Raw genomic sequence first — 17,381 nt, 5'->3', positions numbered from 1 at the left:
CGTCGCGCTACCGTGCCGGTATGGCCGGTTACCGAGCGCTGTTCGACGCCAGCATCGCTGATCCACAAGGCTTCTGGGCCCAGGCCGCACGCGCGGTGACGTGGACCCGCGAACCGAAGAAGATCCTCGACGACTCCAACCCGCCGTTCTACCGGTGGTTCGCCGACGGCGAGCTGAACACCTGCTTCAACGCGCTCGACAGGCAAGTCGACGACGGCCGAGGCGATCAACCGGCGCTGATCTACGACTCACCGGTCACCGGGACACAACGCACGTACACCTTCGGTGAATTACGCGATGCGACAGCGAAATTCGCCGGTGGGCTGCGCGGTCTCGGAGTCGAAAAGGGCGACCGTGTGGTGATCTACATGCCGATGATCCCGGAGGCGGTGATCGCCATGCTGGCGTGTGCGCGCCTGGGGGCGATCCACTCGGTCGTGTTCGGCGGGTTCGCCGCACATGAGCTCGCGGCCCGCATCGACGACGCGCAACCCAAGGTCGTCGTCTCCGCGTCCTGCGGTATCGAACCGTCCCGCACCGTCGCCTACAAACCGATGCTGGACGCCGCACTCGAGATGTCCGAGCACCCGCCGCGCAACTGCGTCATCGTGCAACGCGACCGACAGCGCTGTGAACTGGCTCCCGACCGCGACCTCGATTGGGAGGACGTCGCGGTCGCGGCGCCCGTCGACCCCGTGCCGGTCGCCGCAACCGATCCGCTGTACGTGCTGTACACATCGGGGACCACGGGTAAGCCCAAAGGCATCGTGCGCGACAACGGCGGGCATGCGGTGGCGCTGCTCTGGAGCATGCGCAACATCTACGACATCGCGCCGGGCGAAGTGTTCTGGGCCGCATCCGATGTCGGCTGGGTGGTCGGGCACTCCTACATCGTGTACGGACCGCTGCTGCTGGGCGCCACGACGGTGCTCTACGAGGGCAAGCCGATCGGCACACCGGACCCCGGTGCGTTCTGGCGGGTCGCGTCCGAACACGGGGTCAAGGCATTGTTCACTGCGCCGACGGCGGTGCGCGCGATTCGCAAGGAGGACCCCGACGGCGAGTACATCGGCCGCTACGACCTGTCGAAGATGAAGTACCTCTTCCAGGCCGGCGAGCGACTCGACCCGGACACCTACGAGTGGTCGGCGCGCAAACTCGGCATCCCCGTGGTCGACCACTGGTGGCAGACGGAAACCGGGTGGGCGATCGCCGCCAATCCGATGGGTTTTGAACCCATGCCGATCAAACCCGGATCCCCGACCGTTCCCATGCCCGGCTACGACGTGGAGATCCTGCACGTCGACGGCTCACCCTGCGCGGCCAACGAGGAAGGTGACATCTGTATCCGGCTACCGCTGCCGCCGGGCACCCTGCCCACCCTGTGGGGCGATGACGACCGGTACAAGGCCGCCTACCTGTCGGAGCATCCCGGCTACTACCTCACCGGTGACGGCGGCTATCTCGACGAAGACGGCTACCTGTTCGTGATGGGCCGTATCGACGACGTCATCAACGTCGCAGGACACCGGTTGTCGACGGGATCCATCGAGGCCGTGCTGGCCACTCACCCGGCGGTCGCGGAGTGCGCCGTGATCGGTGTCCGCGACGAGATCAAAGGGCAGGTGCCGCGCGGCTTCGTGGTGCTCAAGTCGGGCGCCTCGGCCGACGCGCTCGCCGAGGAACTGATCCGACTGGTGCGCGAAGACATCGGCGCCGTAGCGTGTTTCAAACTCGTCGACGTCGTACCCGCGTTGCCGAAGACCCGCTCGGGGAAGATCCTGCGCAAGACGATGCGGGGCATCGCCCACGGCCGTGAGGAGCCGTTGCCGTCCACGATCGACGACCCGACAGTGATCGAAGCGCTCAAGCCGATTCTGGAGAACTGAGCCGCTCCGACGCCGCTCGTATCGGCCTATATTCGGTGTTGAGTCCGTGCCCGCCCCACGCGGGCCGGCTCACGACGAAGGAGTTGATTCGCGATGCGTACATCTGCGATCAAGGCCAAGAGCGGCTGTACCTGCCACTGCCACAAGTGCGATCAAGGTCATCACTGCGGCAACGCGCCGAACTGCTACATCAAGAAATAGGCCGTCAAGCAGTAAAGCTCGGGCCGCACGGAATCGGCTCAGGTTCGCTCACAGACCTGAGTCGCATGTCCTGTTGCGACGGGATCGCCAAACCACGTTTGCATCGACTTTCGCCGGGTAGCCATCGCTGACCTCGACGAAAGGAAACGACGATGGTCAGCAGTCATCCGCCGGGCCGAACGGCCGCGACGCGTTACGGCACCCCCGTGCAGAAAGCAGCACTCGCCGTCGGCGCAACGTTCTTGCTGGTGGGCATCCTGGGCTTCATCCCGGGGATCACGACGAACTACGACACCATGACGTTCGCCGGCCATCACTCCGGAGCCATGTTGCTCGGGATCTTCAACGTCTCGATCCTGCACAACCTCGTGCACCTGCTGTTCGGTGTGGCCGGCGTCTTGATGGCGCGCACGTTCGACGCGGCCCGCATCTACCTGATCGGCGGCGGCGTCATCTACCTGTTGCTCTTCGTGTACGGCCTGGTCATCGACCATGACAGCGCGGCGAACTTCGTGCCGTTGAACACTGCCGACAACTGGCTTCATCTGCTACTCGGGGTCGGCATGATCGCGCTGGGTGTGCTGTTGTCGCGGCGGGTCATCGACGCCAACACCCCGTTGAACCGCAATCGCAACGCCCGGTAAGCGTCCGCGCCGCTTGCGCCGGTTAGCGTCCGCGCCCGGCGGGTATCACCTGCGAGTCCGTCAATAAGGGTTCGGACGGAGGCGAGGCATGGCAAGGACACCGAAGTACATGGCCGTGCAGGGGGCCGCGGTGATCGCCGGCGTCGCCCTGATTCTTCTCGGCGCCCTCGGCTTCATCCCGGGCGTGACCCAGGATTACGACAGGCTGGCTTGGGCCGACCACCGATCCGGGGCCACCCTGCTCGGCATGATCTCGGTGTCCGGACTGGGCAACGTCGTCAACCTGGTGATCGGCGCACTGGGCCTGGTGATGGCGCGAACATACGCGGCCTCCCGGGCCTACTTTCTGGGCGCCGGGCTGGCCTACTTCGCGCTGTTCGTCTACGGATACGCCGTGGCCAGCGTGTTCGACTGGATGTGGTTCGGTTTTGGTGTCGTCATGTCGATCCTCGGGTTGACGCTCGCCGGACAGCACGACCCGACCAAGCGCCGCAGGAGAATTCGCGCCTAGACCGACAACGGCGCGGTCTGTACTACATCGTGTAGCAGCGCTTTACTCGAAAGCCACGCGGATGCCTTTGACACGTGGTTGTCTGGACGAGTGAGTACGGCGACTACGCCGCACACCGGCGCGCGGCGGGGCATCAACTTAGCGCTGGCCACCTGGGTCTCGGCCATCAACTTCTGGGCTTGGAACATGATCGGCCCGCTGTCGACCACGTACGCGGGCGATTTGTCGCTGAGCAGTTCCGAGGCCTCGATGCTGGTGGCCACACCGATTCTGGTGGGCGCGCTGGGGCGGATCGTCGTGGGTTCGCTGACCGACCGGTTCGGTGGGCGGGCCTTGTTCATCGCGATCTCCCTGATCTCGATCGTGCCGGTGCTGGCGGTCGGCGCTGCGGGTTCGGCAGGGTCGTATCCGATGCTGCTGGTGTGCGGCTTCTTTCTGGGCATCGCGGGCACGATCTTCGCTGTCGGGATTCCGTTCGCCAACAACTGGTACGACCCGTCGCGGCGCGGATTCGCGACCGGGGTCTTCGGGATGGGGATGGTGGGCACCGCGCTCTCGGCGTTCTTCACACCCCGGTTCGTGGGCTGGTTCGGGCTCTTCCCCACCCATGTGATCATCGCGGTCGCGTTGGCGATCACCGCGGCGCTGTGCCTGCTGTTGATGCGTGATTCACCGACCTTCACGCCCAACACGGACCGGGTGATGCCGAAGCTGAAGGCAGCGGCCAAACTTCGCGTCACCTGGGAGATGTCATTCCTCTACGCGATCGTGTTCGGCGGGTTCGTGGCGTTCAGCAACTATCTGCCCACCTACATCAAGACGATCTACCACTTCTCGGCCGTCGACGCCGGCGCGCGAACGGCGGGGTTCGCGCTGGCCGCCGTCCTCGCACGTCCGGTCGGCGGGGCGCTGGCCGACCGCATCGCGCCGAAGTACGTCGTACTGAGCTCCTTCGCCGGCACCGCGCTGATGGCATTGATCGCCATGCTGCAACCGCCGCCGGATGTGTGGTCGGCAGCCACCTTCATCGCGCTGGCGGTGTTCCTCGGTGTCGGCACCGGCGGCGTGTTCGCCTGGGTGGCTCGCCGATCACCCGCCAAGTCAGTGGGTTCGATCACCGGAATCGTCTCGGCCGCAGGGGGTTTGGGTGGTTACTTCCCGCCGCTGGTAATGGGCTCGACCTACGACGCGGTCGAGAACGACTACTCGGTCGGACTGATCCTGCTCGTGGTGACCGCGTTGATCGCGTTCGCTTACACCGCACTGCGGCTGCACGCCCATGAGCCGCATCCGAAGGAGGCCACACGGTGACGATCACTCCGCCCCACATCGGCGGCCCGATCGAAGAACTGCTCGAGCGCAGCGGCCGGTTCTTCACTCCCGGTGAGGCTTCCGACGACGGGCGGACCATCCACCGTCGCGGTGGCCGCGAAGGCGACATCTTCTATCGCGATCGGTGGAGCCACGACAAGGTGGTCCGCTCGACGCACGGCGTGAACTGCACCGGCTCGTGCTCGTGGAAGATCTACGTCAAGGACGGCATCATCACCTGGGAAACCCAGGAGACCGATTACCCCTCGGTTGGGCCGGACCGGCCGGAGTACGAGCCGCGTGGCTGTCCGCGCGGCGCGGCGTTCTCCTGGTACACCTATTCGCCGACGCGGGTGCGCTACCCGTACGCGCGCGGCGAACTCGTCGCGATGTACCGCGAGGCGAAGTCGCGTGTATCGGATCCGGTCTTCGCGTGGGCCGACATCCAGAACGACCCCGAACGGCGCCGACGCTACCAACAGGCAAGGGGCAAAGGCGGTCTGGTGCGGGTCAGTTGGGCCGAGGCGACCGAGATGATCGCCGCGGCCCACGTGCACGCGATCAAGCAGTACGGGCCCGACCGGATTGCGGGGTTCTCCCCCATCCCCGCGATGTCGATGGTCTCCTTCGCGGCAGGGTCGCGGTTCATCGAGCTGCTCGGTGGCGTGATGACGTCCTTCTACGACTGGTACGCCGACCTTCCGGTGGCCTCACCGCAGGTCTTCGGTGATCAGACCGACGTACCGGAATCCGGTGACTGGTGGGATGCCTCATATCTGATGATGTGGGGTTCCAACGTGCCGGTCACCCGCACGCCGGACGCGCACTGGATGACCGAGGTGCGATACCGCGGCACGAAGGTCGTAAGCGTCAGCCCCGACTACGCCGACAACACCAAGTTCGCCGACGAGTGGATGCCGTGCGCGGCGGGCACCGACGGTGCGTTGGCCATGGCGATGGGCCACGTGGTGCTCTCGGAATTCTTTGTCAAACAGCGTGTTCCGTTCTTCGTCGACTATGTCCGCAAGTTCACCGATCTGCCGTTCCTGGTCAAGCTCGAGGAGCGCGACGGCAGGCTCGTGCCCGGTAAGAACCTGACCGCGGCCGACCTCGGCGGCCAATCCGCGGCACAGGAGAACGCGGCCTTCAAACCGGTGTTCCTCGACGCGGCGACCGACTCCGTCGCCGTACCGCACGGCTCGTTGGGATTCCGTTTTGGCGACGACGGCGTCACCAAGTGGAACCTCGAACTGGGCGATCTCGTCCCGGCGTTGACGGTGCTGTTCACCGAGGGCGGTGAGATGGCCGAGGTGGTGTTGCCGCGATTCGACACGTTCGACGGCCACGGCGAGACGCTGAGCCGCGGCGTGCCGGTGCGGCGGGTCGGCGAACACCTGGTGTGCACGGTGTTCGACCTCATGCTGGCGCACTACGGCGTGGCCCGGCCTGACCTACCCGGCGACTGGCCTACCGGCTACGACGATCCCAAGCCCTACACCCCTGCCTGGCAGGAGTCGATCACCGGCGTGGCTGCCTCACAGGCCATTCGGATCGCCACCGAATTCGCCCGCAACGCCGAGGAATCCGGTGGCCGGTCGATGATCATCATGGGTGCCGGCATATGCCAGTGGTTCCACGGCGACGCCACCTACCGGGCGGTGCTGGCGCTGGTGTTGCTCACCGGCGCGATGGGGCGCAACGGCGGCGGCTGGGCGCACTATGTCGGACAGGAGAAGTGCCGCCCGGTGACGGGATGGTCGGCGCTGGCCATGGGTACCGACTGGGCGCGGCCGCCGCGACAGATGCCGGGCACGTCGTACTGGTACGTCCACACCGATCAGTGGCGTTACGACGGCTATCGTGCCGATGCGCTGTCGAGCCCGCTGGGTCGCGGCCGGTTCCGGGACCGGCACACCATGGATGTGCTCGCCGCGTCGACCGCGATGGGCTGGAGCCCGTTCTATCCGCAGTTCGACCGTTCGAGCCTCGACGTCGCCGACGAGGCCCGCGCCGCCGGTCAGGACATCTCCACCTATGTCACCGAGAAGCTCGCGCAAGGTGAGCTCAAACTGGCCGTCACCGACCCGGACAACCCGGCGAACTGGCCTCGGGTGCTGTCGGTCTGGCGGGCCAACCTGCTGGGGTCGTCGAGTAAGGGCAACGAGTACTTCCTGCGTCATCTGCTGGGAACCGACTCGAACCTCCAGGCCCAGCCGACGCCGGAAGCCGTGCGGCCCAACGACATAACGTGGACCGACGACATCCCCGAGGGCAAACTCGACATGTTGATGTCGATCGACTTCCGAATGACCTCGACGACGTTGCTGTCCGACGTGGTGCTGCCCGCGGCCACGTGGTACGAGAAGCACGACCTGTCCAGCACCGACATGCACCCGTACATTCACGCGTTCAACCCCGCCGTCGACCCGCCGTGGGAGACCCATTCCGACTTCGAGGCCTTCGGCGCGATCGCGCGGGTGTTCAGCGCGCTGGCGGCCAAGCATCTGGGTGTGCGGTCCGACGTGGTGCTCGGCGCGATGCAACACGACACTCCCGGTGCGATGGCGTATCCCGGTGGCATCGAGAAAGATTGGCGCGCCGACGGGAGCACCCCGGTACCCGGTAAGACGATGGGCCCGATCGCCGTCGTCGAGCGTGACTATCCGGCGATCGCCGAGAAGTGGGCGGCGTTGGGGCCCCTCGTCGAGAAGCTGGGGCTGACCACCAAGGGTGTGACCGTCCGACCCGACAAGGAGGTCGACGAACTGGCGGCCAAGTTCGGGGTGATGAACTCCGGTCGCGCAGAAGGCCGACCGGCGATCAACACCGCAGAACGGATGGCCGAGGCGATCCTGACGCTCTCGGGCACCAGCAACGGGCGGTTGGCCGTCGAGGGGTTCCGCGAGTTGGAGCGGCGGACCGGGCGCCGACTGGTCCATCTGGCCGGCGGCAGCGAGGAGCGCCGCATCACGTTCGCCGACACCCAGGCGCGGCCGGTTCCGGTGATCACCAGCCCGGAGTGGTCGGGCAGCGAAACCGGTGGGCGCCGCTACGCGCCGTTCACCGTCAACATCGAGGAACTCAAACCGTTTCACACGCTGACCGGCCGGATGCACTTCTATCTGGATCACGACTGGCTCGAAGAGCTCGGTGAGCAGCTGCCGATTTACCGTCCGCCGCTGGACATGTCGCGATTGTTCGGCGAGTCCGCGGTGGGTGAGAGCGACGGTGTGGCGCTGACGGTGCGGTATCTGACGCCGCACTCCAAGTGGTCAATCCACTCCGAATACCAGGACAACCTGTTCATGTTGTCGTTGTCACGCGGCGGGCCGACGATGTGGATGAGCCCGGCCGATGCGGCGAAGATCTCGGTGCGCGACAACGACTGGGTCGAGGCGGTGAACCGCAACGGCGTGCTGGTGTGCCGCGCGATCGTGTCGCACCGGATGCCCGAGGGTGTGGTGTTCGTCTACCACGTGCAGGAGCGGGTGATCGACGTGCCGCTCAGCGAGACCACCGGGAAGCGCGGCGGTATCCACAATTCGTTGACCCGGCTGCTGATCAAGCCGAGCCATCTGGCAGGCGGATACGCCCAGATGGCCTTCGCGTTCAACTATCTCGGGCCGACCGGTAACCAACGCGACGAGGTGACCGTCGTCCGGCGGCGTAACCAGAAGGTGGTCTACCAATGAAAGTCATGGCGCAGATGGCGATGGTGATGAACCTCGACAAATGCATCGGCTGCCATACCTGCTCGGTGACCTGCAAACAGGCCTGGACCAATCGGCCCGGTACCGAGTACGTCTGGTTCAACAACGTCGAAACCCGTCCCGGCCAAGGCTATCCGCGAACCTACGAGGATCAGGAGCGGTGGCGTGGCGGATGGATACGCGACCGCAGAGGTCGGTTGAGGCTGCGCGACGGCGGGCGGCTGAGCAAGCTGTTGCGGATCTTCGCCAACCCCAAGATGCCCAGCATCAACGACTACTACGAGCCGTGGACCTACGACTACGAGAACCTGACGAATGCGCCACTGGGCGAGCACATGCCGGTGGCGCCACCCCGGAGCTTGATCAGTGGCGAACCGATGAAGGTTGAGTGGTCGGCGAACTGGGACGACAACCTCGGCGGCTCACCGGAGATCCTGTCCGGAGATCCGGTGCTGCAGAAGGTCAACGAACAGGTCCGCCTCGAACTCGAGCAGACGTACATGTTCTACCTGCCGCGGATCTGCGAGCACTGCCTGAACCCCTCGTGCGTCGCGTCGTGCCCGTCCGGGGCGCTCTACAAGCGCTCCGAGGACGGCATCGTGCTCGTCGACCAGGACCGCTGCCGCGGCTGGCGGATGTGTGTGTCCGGATGTCCCTACAAGAAGGTGTATTTCAACCACAAGACCGGCAAGGCCGAGAAGTGCACGTTCTGCTACCCGCGCGTCGAGGTGGGGTTGCCGACGGTGTGCTCGGAGACGTGTGTGGGCAGGTTGCGGTACCTGGGCCTGGTGTTCTACGACGTGGATCGGGTGCTCGAGGCGGCGGCGACGGAGAAGGACACCGACCTCTACGAAGCGCAGAAGTCGATCATCTTGGACCCGCACGATCCCGACGTCATCGCCGGCGCCCGCGCGGAGGGCATTTCCGAGGAGTGGATCGAGGCCGCCCAGCGCTCGCCGGTGTACGCGCTGATCCACCGCTATCAGGTTGCGCTGCCACTGCATCCCGAATACCGGACGATGCCCATGGTCTGGTACATCCCGCCGCTGTCCCCGGTGGTCGACGCGGTCGCCCGCGACGGCCATGACGGTGAGGCCCTCGGGAACCTGTTCGGTGCGCTGGAGGCGCTGCGCATTCCGATCGAGTACCTCGCCGGGCTGTTCACGGCCGGGGACACCGCGGTGGTCGAAGGTGTGCTGCGACGGCTTGCCGCGATGCGGTCCTACATGCGCGACATCAACCTGGGCCGCGAGACCCAGCCGCACATCCCCCAGGCGGTCGGCATGTCCGAGGAGCAGATGTACGAGATGTACCGGCTGCTTGCGCTCGCGAAATACGAAGAGCGCTACGTCATTCCGACCGCATACGTCGCCGATGCCCACGCCCTGGAGGCTCAGGCGCTCGAAGAGCCCGGCTGCTCACTGTCGTTCGAGGGCGGCCCGGGCATGTACGAGTCGGGTCCGTTCGGTGAGGCCAGCGGTGCCCCGGTGCCCGTCGCGGTGGAGAGCTTCCATGCGCTGCACCACCGGCAGACCAGTGAGGGCATCGCGGTCACCGAGTCGCGCCCGTCGCGGGTAAACCTGCTCAACTGGGACGGCCGCGGTGAGCCCAGTGGCATCTTTCCCGAGCGGAGAGCGGATCGATGAAACTGCTCAGGAGCAGACGCGAATCCACCCTCGAGCATCGCCTCGTGTGGCAGGCGGCCGCCTTGCTGTTGACCTATCCGGACGACCAGCACGCCGAGCGGCTGGCCACCGTCGAGGAGCTGTTGGCGCATCTTTACACCGCACCCGCAGATCTGCTCGCCGACACCGTGGCGGCGTTGCGCGCCAAGGACCCGATGCAGGCGCAGGTCGACTATGTCGACACGTTCGACATGCGAAGGCGCACCACGATGTACCTGACGTACTGGACGGCCGGAGACACCCGCAACCGAGGCAACCACATGCTGGCATTCACCCGCACCTACCGGGAGGCGGGCGTCAACCCGCCGGAGCGTGAGGCCCCCGACTACCTGCCCGTGGTGCTCGAGTTCGCCGCCACCGTCGACCCGGCGGCGGGGCGGCGCCTGCTCGTCGAGCACCGGGCCCCCATCGACCTGCTGTGCGAGGCGTTGCAGCAGTCCGCATCCCCGTACGCACCCGCCGTCGCCGCCGTCTGCCAAACACTTCCGGCGCGTACCGAGCAGGACATCCAACGGGCACAGCGACTGGCCGCCGCCGGCCCGCCCACTGAATCGGTTGGTCTACAACCGTTTACGTTGACCGTGCCGCCACGACGCGCACAAGGAGTTTGACATGTCGGGCTGGGAGATCTTCTGGGACGTGGTGCCGTACGTGACGCTGGCGATCGTGGCGGTCGGCATCTGGTGGCGGTACCGCTACGACAAGTTCGGCTGGACCACCCGCTCGTCGCAGCTGTACGAATCACGGCTGCTGCGCATCGGCAGCCCGATGTTCCACTTCGGCATCCTGGTCGTGATCGTCGGACACATCATCGGGCTGGTGATTCCCGAATCATGGACCGACGCAATCGGACTCAGCGATCACGCGTACCACATCCAGGCGATGGTGCTCGGTGCGATCGCCGGCGTCACCACGCTGACGGGTATCGCGTTGCTGGTCTTCCGCCGTCGCACCACGGGGCCGGTCTTCCTCGCCACGACCGCCAACGACAAAGTGATGTACCTGGTCCTGGTGATGGCCATCGTCGCAGGCCTCGCGTGCACGCTGATCGGCGCGACCCCCGTCGGCGCCGAGCACGACTACCGGCAGACGGTGTCGCCGTGGTTCCGGTCAATCTGGATCCTGCAACCGCGCGGTGACCTGATGGCCCAGGCGCCGCTGTGGTTCCACATCCACGTCATCATCGCCCTGGTGCTGTTCTGTCTGTGGCCGTTCACGCGGCTGGTGCACGTGTTCAGCGCGCCCATCGGCTACCTGTTCCGGCCCTACATCGTCTACCGCAGCCGCGACGTCGTCGACACGGGCGAGCTGGTCGGATCGCGCCCGCATCGCCGCGGTTGGTGAATCAGGCGCCGTGCACCAGAACACAGCATCGGCCCTGCCGAGGGCTGAGCTCCGCACGCGCGCCGGGCGCTGAACTGCCGTCGATCACACCCTCGACCAGCTGCAGGTTGAGACCGCAGACGACCTCCAAATGGTCCTTCGCCACCGAGTGAAACGGGCAGTTGCGCAGGGTGATACCGCCCTCGGCATCCGACTGAGGTAGATATCCGCAGTCGCGCAACGCGGCCACCATGTCACCCTCGGCGTCGATCGCGGCCCGCCGTCCGGTTTCGCGGGCGGCCGCGCCCAGGGCCGATCGCACCGCTCCCCCGGCGTCCTGCTCGATCGAGGAGACCAGCAACCGGGCGAGCAACAGATAGTCGCGCGGCGGGATGCTGACGACGATCTCGTCCGCGGTCCTGGTGTAGAGCTTGGCCGGGCGCCCGGCGCCGGGGCCGCCACGACCGGCCGGCCGCTGATAGCTGACGGCCAGCAGGCCACCGTCGGCGAGTTTGTCCAAGTGATAGGCGGCCAGGGTGCGACCGATCCCGACCGCCGCTGCGGCCGCCTCCCTGGAGACCGGCTCGTCACGCTCCACGACGAACTCGTAGAGCCGACGGCGAATCGGATCGTCCAGGCTGGTCAGTGCCGCCACGGAGGCGGGGTCGGTGAACTGCGCAGCCACCCCGAAATTCTATCACTAAAAACTCTTGACAAAACTCGCCAATGGGTGTGCTCTAAAAGACATAAAGTTTATTTCTAGAAAGGAACGTCATCATGACCACCTCGAATTCTTCGGTCGACCACCCGACGAGCCCCCTGCTGCGTGCCCGCACCGATCCCGTCTACGCGGCCTACCTGATCCTGAGGATCGGGTTCACGGTGCTGCCGATCGTGATGGGCCTCGACAAGTTCACCAACGTGCTGACCGACTGGGAGGGTTACCTCGCACCGTGGATCGTCGACCTCAGCCCGTTCACCGCACATCAGACGATGTTGATCGTCGGCGTGGTCGAGATCGTGGCCGGAATCGCGGTCGCGGTGAAACCGCGATACGCCGCGTACGTCGTCGCCCTCTGGCTCGCGGGCATCATCGTCAACCTGGTGACCTACCCCGGGTTCTACGACGTCGCCTTGCGCGACTTCGGTCTGCTGCTGGGCGCGTTGACACTCGGCCGGCTGGCCTCGGTGTACGACGCACCGTTGCACACCCGGGCCACGCGATGAGCTAGATGCCGACCGTGGGCACGAGCTCGAATGTCCGTCGAGCTCGTGCCAACGCTCGACTCCACCGGTCAGCGCGCTCGTCCGGCAGCCCGCAGCGCAGCGAAGGGCACGATGAAGTACACGGCGATCATCAGGTAGCCGAAGACGGCGATGATCGGGGCGAACAGCCCCGCCGCAATGAACACGGCGTAGCCGGCCAGGCCCGGAGTGAGCCTCTTGCTGATGAGTCTGACATCCGCGTCGGCCACGCCGGCCCTGATCAAGCGTTGCCACACGGCATAACGCCACATCAACGAGACCACCACCGACACCAAGAGCAGGTTGATGCCGTAAACGGTCACCGCGACACGTTGGGCATCACTCTCGGCGATGTAGTCCCCCAACAGCCGAGTGGGGAACGGCAGGAATGAGACCAGCATCAACAGCAGCAGGTTGAGCCGGATGAGCGCGGGGGTGGCGCGGTCGAGGAATTCGGTGATCACCGTGTGTTCGAGCCACACCGCGCCGATCGTCGAGAAGCTCACAAGATACGTCAGATACGACGGCCACTGGCGCACCACGGCAGCCAGCAGGTCATCCTCGGAACCGTCGGGCACACCGATCTCGAGGACCAACAGGGTGATCGCTATGGCGAACACACCATCGCTGAACGCTTCCATCCGGGTCGTCCGGTATCCAGACGGTCGAGCAGCCTCGGCCCGTTCAGCCGCCACAGTGGTTGAGTATCCCTCCACCGACCTGCCTGCGGAGCTATTCGGGCCCACCGCGCCAGGGACTTTGGTCCTCGAAGCTACCGGCCTTCGACCCGCGACGGCGAAGCCCGGCCGTTCCTACACTGCGGCCATGACCTACGTGATCAGCAGTGCGTGCGTGGACGTGATGCACAAGTCGTGTGTGCCGGAGTGCCCGGTCGACTGCATCTACGAGGGCGCAAGATCGATGTACATCAACCCCGACGAATGCGTGGACTGCGGAGCATGCAAGCTGGCGTGCGAAGAAGACGCGATCTACTTCGAGACGGACCTGCCCGACGACGAGCAAGGCCACCTCGCCGACAATGCCGCGTTCTTCTCCCAGGTCCTGCCCGGCCGCGACACTCCCCTCGGTATCCCGGGCGGTTTCGCCAAGCTCGGCCCCGTCGGCGTCGACGCGCCTCTGGTCGCGGTAATGCCGCCGCGTGAAGTAGGGACCTAAGGCTCTACTAACGCGTCCGCCGCTCGCCGAGAGTGGAGGAATGGAGCAGCTCACGACACTGGACGCCGGATTCCTGCACGCCGAAGACTCCGACCCCCACGTGAGCCTCGCGATCGGCGCCATCGCCGTCCTCGCCGGGCCGATGCCCGAATTCGATTCGCTGGTCGCCGATCTCAGCGAGCGAGTTCTGACGGTCCCCCGCTTCCGGCAGGTATTGCGCACCCATCCGCTGGACCTCGAGGCCCCCGACTGGGTCGACGATGCGCAGGTCGACATCACCCACCACATCCGTCGGGCGGCGCTGCCCCGGCCCGGCGACGACGCGGCCCTGTTCCGCTGGGCCGCCGAAGTCATGGAACGCCGCCTGGACCGCGACAGGCCGTTGTGGGAGTGCTGGATCGTCGACGGTCTGGCGCACAACCGGTGGGCGATGCTGATGAAGATCCACCACTGCATCGCCGACGGGGTCGCGGCGACCCATCTGCTCGCGCGCCTATGCGACGGGCACGACGGCGAGGCACCCGCGAGGGCGCTTCGTGCTGCGCGGCCGGCGCCGAAAGGCCCGCGGCTGCCCGCCCTGTCGCTCAACCCGATCGACTGGATGACCGCGGCGTGGCGGACGTCTGTAGGTGTGAGTTGTGCCGCGACGCAGGCTCTGCACGGCGCCGTCGAGATAGCGGGCGGACTTCTGCGGCCGACCCCCTCGTCGTCGCTGACCGGTCCGGTGACCGACATGCGCCGCTACGCCGCAGTCGAGGTGTCACTGCCGGACGTGCACCGCATCTGCGAGCGGTTCGACGTCACGGTCAACGACGTCGCGCTGGCGGCGATCACCGACAGCTACCGCAGCCTTCTGATGCGTCGCGGTGAGAAGCCCCGCCGCACCGCGCTACGCACCCTGGTGCCGGTTTCGGTGCGGTCCCCGGATGCGGCCGACGAACCCGACAACCGCGTGTCGGTGATGCTGCCCTATCTTCCCGTCGACAAGGCCGACCCGATTCAGCAGCTGCAGACCGTGCACGCCCGTCTCTGCAGGTCGAAGGCGAGCGGACAGCGCGAGGCCGGCAATCTCCTGGTCTCCGCGGCGAACGTGATCCCCTTCCCGCTGACAGCGTGGACGGTGCGCACGTTGACCCGACTCCCTCAGCGCGGCGTCGTCACGCTGGCGACAAACGTGCCCGGTCCCCGTAAACGGTTGCACCTCAAAGGCCGCGAGGTCATCCGGTTGCTCCCGATCCCGCCGCTGGCCCTGCGACTGCGCACCGGCATCGCGATCCTGAGCTACGCCGACCACCTCGCGTTCGGGATCATCGGCGATTACGACGCCGCACCCGACGTCGAAGAACTCGCCGAAGGGATCGAGCGAGCCGTGACCCGGCTGGCCGACTTGAGCGTCGGCCACTGGCGGTGCACCCCCGTCGGCACTCTCGCTCTGGTTCAAGGAGGATGAGGACGATGACCAAAGGACACGAACTGGAGGACCTCAACCGCAGGCAGTGCCTGGACTTGCTGCAAGGCGTGCGGGTGGGTCGGCTGGTCTTCACCGAGGATGCCTTACCCGCGGTGCAGCCGGTCAACTTCCGGCTGTGGCACGACGACGTGGTGATACGAGTCGCCGGCGGGCCGAAGCTCGCCGCGGCCACCGACAATCAGGTCGTGGCCTTCCAGGCCGACGAGCTCGACGCCGATCTGCGGACCGGTTGGAGCGTCACCGTCGTCGGGCACGCCGAGCCGATCACCGATGTCGACGAATTGCTGGAAGTGGCAGGCACATTCATCCAGCCGTGGGTCGACGGTCGTCGGGATCACTTCGTGCGCATCCGCACCGAGAAGATGACCGGCCGCCGATTCCGGGAACGCGGCCTGCCGAGGTATCGGGCAGAGAACACGAGCGCGACCTCGTCCTGAACCACCCCGTCAGGGCAGCGGGGCGCGCCACCTCAGCCTGGTACCACCCGTGGGCGCAGCCTCGATCGCGAACTTTCCCCAGACTTCTTCAGCGCGTCGTTTGAGGTTCGTCAACCCGCTGCCCGTGATGCTGCCGGCGACTCCGCATCCATCGTCGACCACCTCGATGCAAAGATCGTCTCCGACAACGACATTGACGGTCAGAATCGAGGCCTTCGCGTGGCGCACAACGTTGCTGACGGCCTCGCGCACGACCGCTTCGGCATGATCTGCCAGGTTGGCATCGACCACCGACAGCGGGCCGGAAAACTGCACCGTCGTCCGAACTCCGGAATCCGCGAATTGAGCGACCGCTTCGTCGATGCGTTGCCGCAGCCTGGTTATTCCGGCATCTGCACCGTGGAGGTCGAAGATTGCGGTGCGGATCTCCTGGATGACATTTTGAAGATCGTCGACGCATTCACTCAACCGCTGCCTGACCTCCGGTTTGTGCGAGCGCGGAATGGTGCCCTGCAATGCCAGCCCGACCGCGAACAGCCGCTGTATCACATGGTCATGCAGATCGCGGGCAATGCGGTCACGATCGCTGAGCACATCGAGTTCGCGCATCCGGCGTTGTGTGGTGGCAAGCTGCCAGGCGAGCGCGGCTTGATCGGCGAAAGCCGACATCATGTCGAGTTCGTCGGCGCTGAACGGAGACGAGCCCGGCGGTCGCGCGGCCACCAGCACACCCGCGACGGAGTCGGACGTACGAAGCGGCAGCACCAGGGCCGGCCCGGTCGCGGGCCTGTTCGGCGCCAGCTCGAGGCTGTCGAACCTGCCGGGAGTGCGCTGCAAGAACGCCTTCCCGATCGCGGTCCCCGAGGTCGTCATGAACCGAAAGGTTTCAGTCGGTTCATCGCCGGCGGTGGCCGCGACGACGAGTTCATCGACCTCCTCGGCCGGCTCGTCCGGGTCGGCGGGCACGGCCACAAGCGTCATCTTGGCGCCGCTCAGGTGGCGCGATTCGTCGGCCACGAGCCTGAACACAGTTGCGGGATCGGTTCCTGCCAGCAACTCGGTCCCGATGTCCCGCGTGGCCTCGATCCACGACTGCCTGGTCTTCGACTGCTCATACAACCGGGCGTTGTCGATCGCGATGCCCGCGGCAGCCGCAAGCGCCTGTACGAGGACTTCATCGTCTTCGCTGAAAGGCTGGCCACCCGCCTTCTCGGTGAGGTACAGGTTTCCGAACACCTCGTTGCGAATCCGCACCGGCACGCCCAGGAAGGTCCGCATCGGTGGGTGATGGGGTGGAAATCCGACCGACGCCGCATGGTGTGAGATGTTGTCCAGTCGGATGGGTTTCGGATCGTCGATCAGCACTCCGAGTACGCCGCGTCCTTCGGGTAGGTGACCGATACGCTCCCGCATCGATTCGTCGATGCCCTCGTAGATGAATTCGACCAGTTCGTGGTCGTGGCCACGAACACCCAGCGCGCCATACTGGGCGTCGACCAGTTCGATCGCGGTGTGCACGATCGTCCGCAGCGTCTGATCGAGCTCGAGCCCCGACGTTACGACCAGCATCGCGTCGACGAGGCCGTCGAGTCGATCCCGGCCCTGGACGATCTGCTCAACGCGGTCCTGGACCTCCATGAGCAGCTCGCGGAGGCGCAACTGCGACAGGGTCTCTCGCACCGGCGGCCTGGCGGCCTCGCCCCACGCTTTGGCCGGCTGTGCCACGTCAGCCATGCCGCCATGCTGCCACCTGTCAAGCCACTATGCGAGTAATTGGT

15 protein-coding genes are annotated in these 17,381 nt (G+C 66.0%); 12 read left to right on the top strand and 3 right to left on the bottom strand.

The features are described from left to right. Window positions 1-20 precede the first annotated feature (20 nt). The 8 genes from RMCN_RS06410 to narI all read left to right on the top strand — a co-directional run bounded on the left by RMCN_RS06410 (window position 21) and on the right by narI (window position 11,295). On the top strand, window positions 21-1,889 hold the full coding sequence (locus RMCN_RS06410) for a propionyl-CoA synthetase (RefSeq protein WP_067387901.1): 1,869 nt from the start codon (window positions 21-23) through the stop codon (window positions 1,887-1,889). 353 nt (window positions 1,890-2,242) lie between these two features. After that, a complete protein-coding gene (locus RMCN_RS06405) occupies window positions 2,243-2,734 on the top strand; it encodes a DUF4383 domain-containing protein (RefSeq protein ID WP_067387900.1) in 492 nt (163 codons plus the stop codon). Between the two features lie 88 nt (window positions 2,735-2,822). Next, window positions 2,823-3,245: a DUF4383 domain-containing protein gene (locus RMCN_RS06400; RefSeq protein WP_067387899.1), complete on the top strand. Its 423-nt coding sequence runs from the start codon at window positions 2,823-2,825 to the stop codon at window positions 3,243-3,245. 90 nt (window positions 3,246-3,335) lie between these two features. After that, window positions 3,336-4,556 carry a nitrate/nitrite transporter gene (locus RMCN_RS06395; protein WP_067387898.1) on the top strand — a complete coding sequence of 407 codons (1,221 nt, stop codon included), beginning with the start codon at window positions 3,336-3,338 and terminating at the stop codon, window positions 4,554-4,556. 2 nt (window positions 4,557-4,558) lie between these two features. Next, complete coding sequence (locus RMCN_RS06390; RefSeq protein ID WP_110765781.1) at window positions 4,559-8,248, top strand: nitrate reductase subunit alpha; 3,690 nt, start codon at window positions 4,559-4,561, stop codon at window positions 8,246-8,248. Beyond that, window positions 8,245-9,912, top strand: coding sequence for a nitrate reductase subunit beta (gene narH / locus RMCN_RS06385; RefSeq protein WP_064412031.1), 1,668 nt, complete (start codon window positions 8,245-8,247; stop codon window positions 9,910-9,912). The genes RMCN_RS06390 and narH overlap by 4 nt, the downstream gene beginning before the upstream one ends. Beyond that, window positions 9,909-10,562, top strand: coding sequence for a nitrate reductase molybdenum cofactor assembly chaperone (narJ, locus tag RMCN_RS06380; RefSeq protein ID WP_067387896.1), 654 nt, complete (start codon window positions 9,909-9,911; stop codon window positions 10,560-10,562). Before narH ends, narJ begins: the two co-directional genes overlap by 4 nt. A 1-nt stretch (window position 10,563) precedes the next feature. Further along, window positions 10,564-11,295 (top strand): respiratory nitrate reductase subunit gamma, encoded by a 732-nt coding sequence (gene narI, locus RMCN_RS06375; protein WP_064412033.1) that lies wholly within the window; start codon window positions 10,564-10,566, stop codon window positions 11,293-11,295. Window position 11,296: 1 nt separating this feature from the next. Here the strand turns inward: narI and RMCN_RS06370 are convergent, their stop codons facing one another. After that, complete coding sequence (locus RMCN_RS06370) at window positions 11,297-11,959, bottom strand: helix-turn-helix transcriptional regulator (RefSeq protein ID WP_064412034.1); 663 nt, start codon at window positions 11,957-11,959, stop codon at window positions 11,297-11,299. Window positions 11,960-12,051: 92 nt separating this feature from the next. Here RMCN_RS06370 and RMCN_RS06365 point away from each other — a divergent pair, with 92 nt between their 5' ends. Then, complete coding sequence (locus RMCN_RS06365; protein WP_067387895.1) at window positions 12,052-12,501, top strand: DoxX family protein; 450 nt, start codon at window positions 12,052-12,054, stop codon at window positions 12,499-12,501. 68 nt (window positions 12,502-12,569) lie between these two features. Here the strand turns inward: RMCN_RS06365 and RMCN_RS06360 are convergent, their stop codons facing one another. Further along, window positions 12,570-13,214 carry a TMEM175 family protein gene (locus tag RMCN_RS06360; RefSeq protein WP_131808534.1) on the bottom strand — a complete coding sequence of 215 codons (645 nt, stop codon included), beginning with the start codon at window positions 13,212-13,214 and terminating at the stop codon, window positions 12,570-12,572. Window positions 13,215-13,344: 130 nt separating this feature from the next. Here RMCN_RS06360 and fdxA point away from each other — a divergent pair, with 130 nt between their 5' ends. From fdxA to RMCN_RS06345, 3 genes are read left to right on the top strand one after another with little or no spacing between them, the layout of a single operon-like run. Continuing rightward, window positions 13,345-13,695, top strand: coding sequence for a ferredoxin (gene fdxA / locus RMCN_RS06355; protein ID WP_067387893.1), 351 nt, complete (start codon window positions 13,345-13,347; stop codon window positions 13,693-13,695). Between the two features lie 40 nt (window positions 13,696-13,735). Then, window positions 13,736-15,145, top strand: coding sequence for a WS/DGAT/MGAT family O-acyltransferase (locus RMCN_RS06350; RefSeq protein WP_067387892.1), 1,410 nt, complete (start codon window positions 13,736-13,738; stop codon window positions 15,143-15,145). Between the two features lie 5 nt (window positions 15,146-15,150). Further along, a complete protein-coding gene (locus RMCN_RS06345) occupies window positions 15,151-15,603 on the top strand; it encodes a pyridoxamine 5'-phosphate oxidase family protein (RefSeq protein ID WP_067387891.1) in 453 nt (150 codons plus the stop codon). 9 nt (window positions 15,604-15,612) lie between these two features. On the opposite strand, the gene RMCN_RS06340 is transcribed toward RMCN_RS06345, so the two are convergent. Then, window positions 15,613-17,337, bottom strand: coding sequence for a sensor histidine kinase (locus RMCN_RS06340; RefSeq protein WP_201028795.1), 1,725 nt, complete (start codon window positions 17,335-17,337; stop codon window positions 15,613-15,615). Between the last annotated feature and the right edge of the window lie 44 nt (window positions 17,338-17,381).

The sequence above is a fragment of the Mycolicibacterium novocastrense genome (genome assembly GCF_001570485.1).
Classification (GTDB): domain Bacteria; phylum Actinomycetota; class Actinomycetes; order Mycobacteriales; family Mycobacteriaceae; genus Mycobacterium; species Mycobacterium novocastrense.
This window is presented reverse-complemented; position numbering and strand designations above follow the sequence as displayed.

Bases quoted from the DNA above. Each gene is read 5' to 3' on its own strand.
- narH (WP_064412031.1), top strand. From the start codon at position 8,245: ATGAAAGTCATGGCGCAGATGGCGATGGTGATGAACCTCGACAAATGC.
- RMCN_RS06400 (WP_067387899.1), top strand. From the start codon at position 2,823: ATGGCAAGGACACCGAAGTACATGGCCGTGCAGGGGGCCGCGGTGATC.
- RMCN_RS06365 (WP_067387895.1), top strand. From the start codon at position 12,052: ATGACCACCTCGAATTCTTCGGTCGACCACCCGACGAGCCCCCTGCTG.
- RMCN_RS06340 (WP_201028795.1), bottom strand. From the start codon at position 17,337: ATGGCTGACGTGGCACAGCCGGCCAAAGCGTGGGGCGAGGCCGCCAGG.
- RMCN_RS06345 (WP_067387891.1), top strand. From the start codon at position 15,151: ATGACCAAAGGACACGAACTGGAGGACCTCAACCGCAGGCAGTGCCTG.
- RMCN_RS06350 (WP_067387892.1), top strand. From the start codon at position 13,736: ATGGAGCAGCTCACGACACTGGACGCCGGATTCCTGCACGCCGAAGAC.
- narJ (WP_067387896.1), top strand. From the start codon at position 9,909: ATGAAACTGCTCAGGAGCAGACGCGAATCCACCCTCGAGCATCGCCTC.
- fdxA (WP_067387893.1), top strand. From the start codon at position 13,345: ATGACCTACGTGATCAGCAGTGCGTGCGTGGACGTGATGCACAAGTCG.
- RMCN_RS06405 (WP_067387900.1), top strand. From the start codon at position 2,243: ATGGTCAGCAGTCATCCGCCGGGCCGAACGGCCGCGACGCGTTACGGC.
- RMCN_RS06410 (WP_067387901.1), top strand. From the start codon at position 21: ATGGCCGGTTACCGAGCGCTGTTCGACGCCAGCATCGCTGATCCACAA.
- narI (WP_064412033.1), top strand. From the start codon at position 10,564: ATGTCGGGCTGGGAGATCTTCTGGGACGTGGTGCCGTACGTGACGCTG.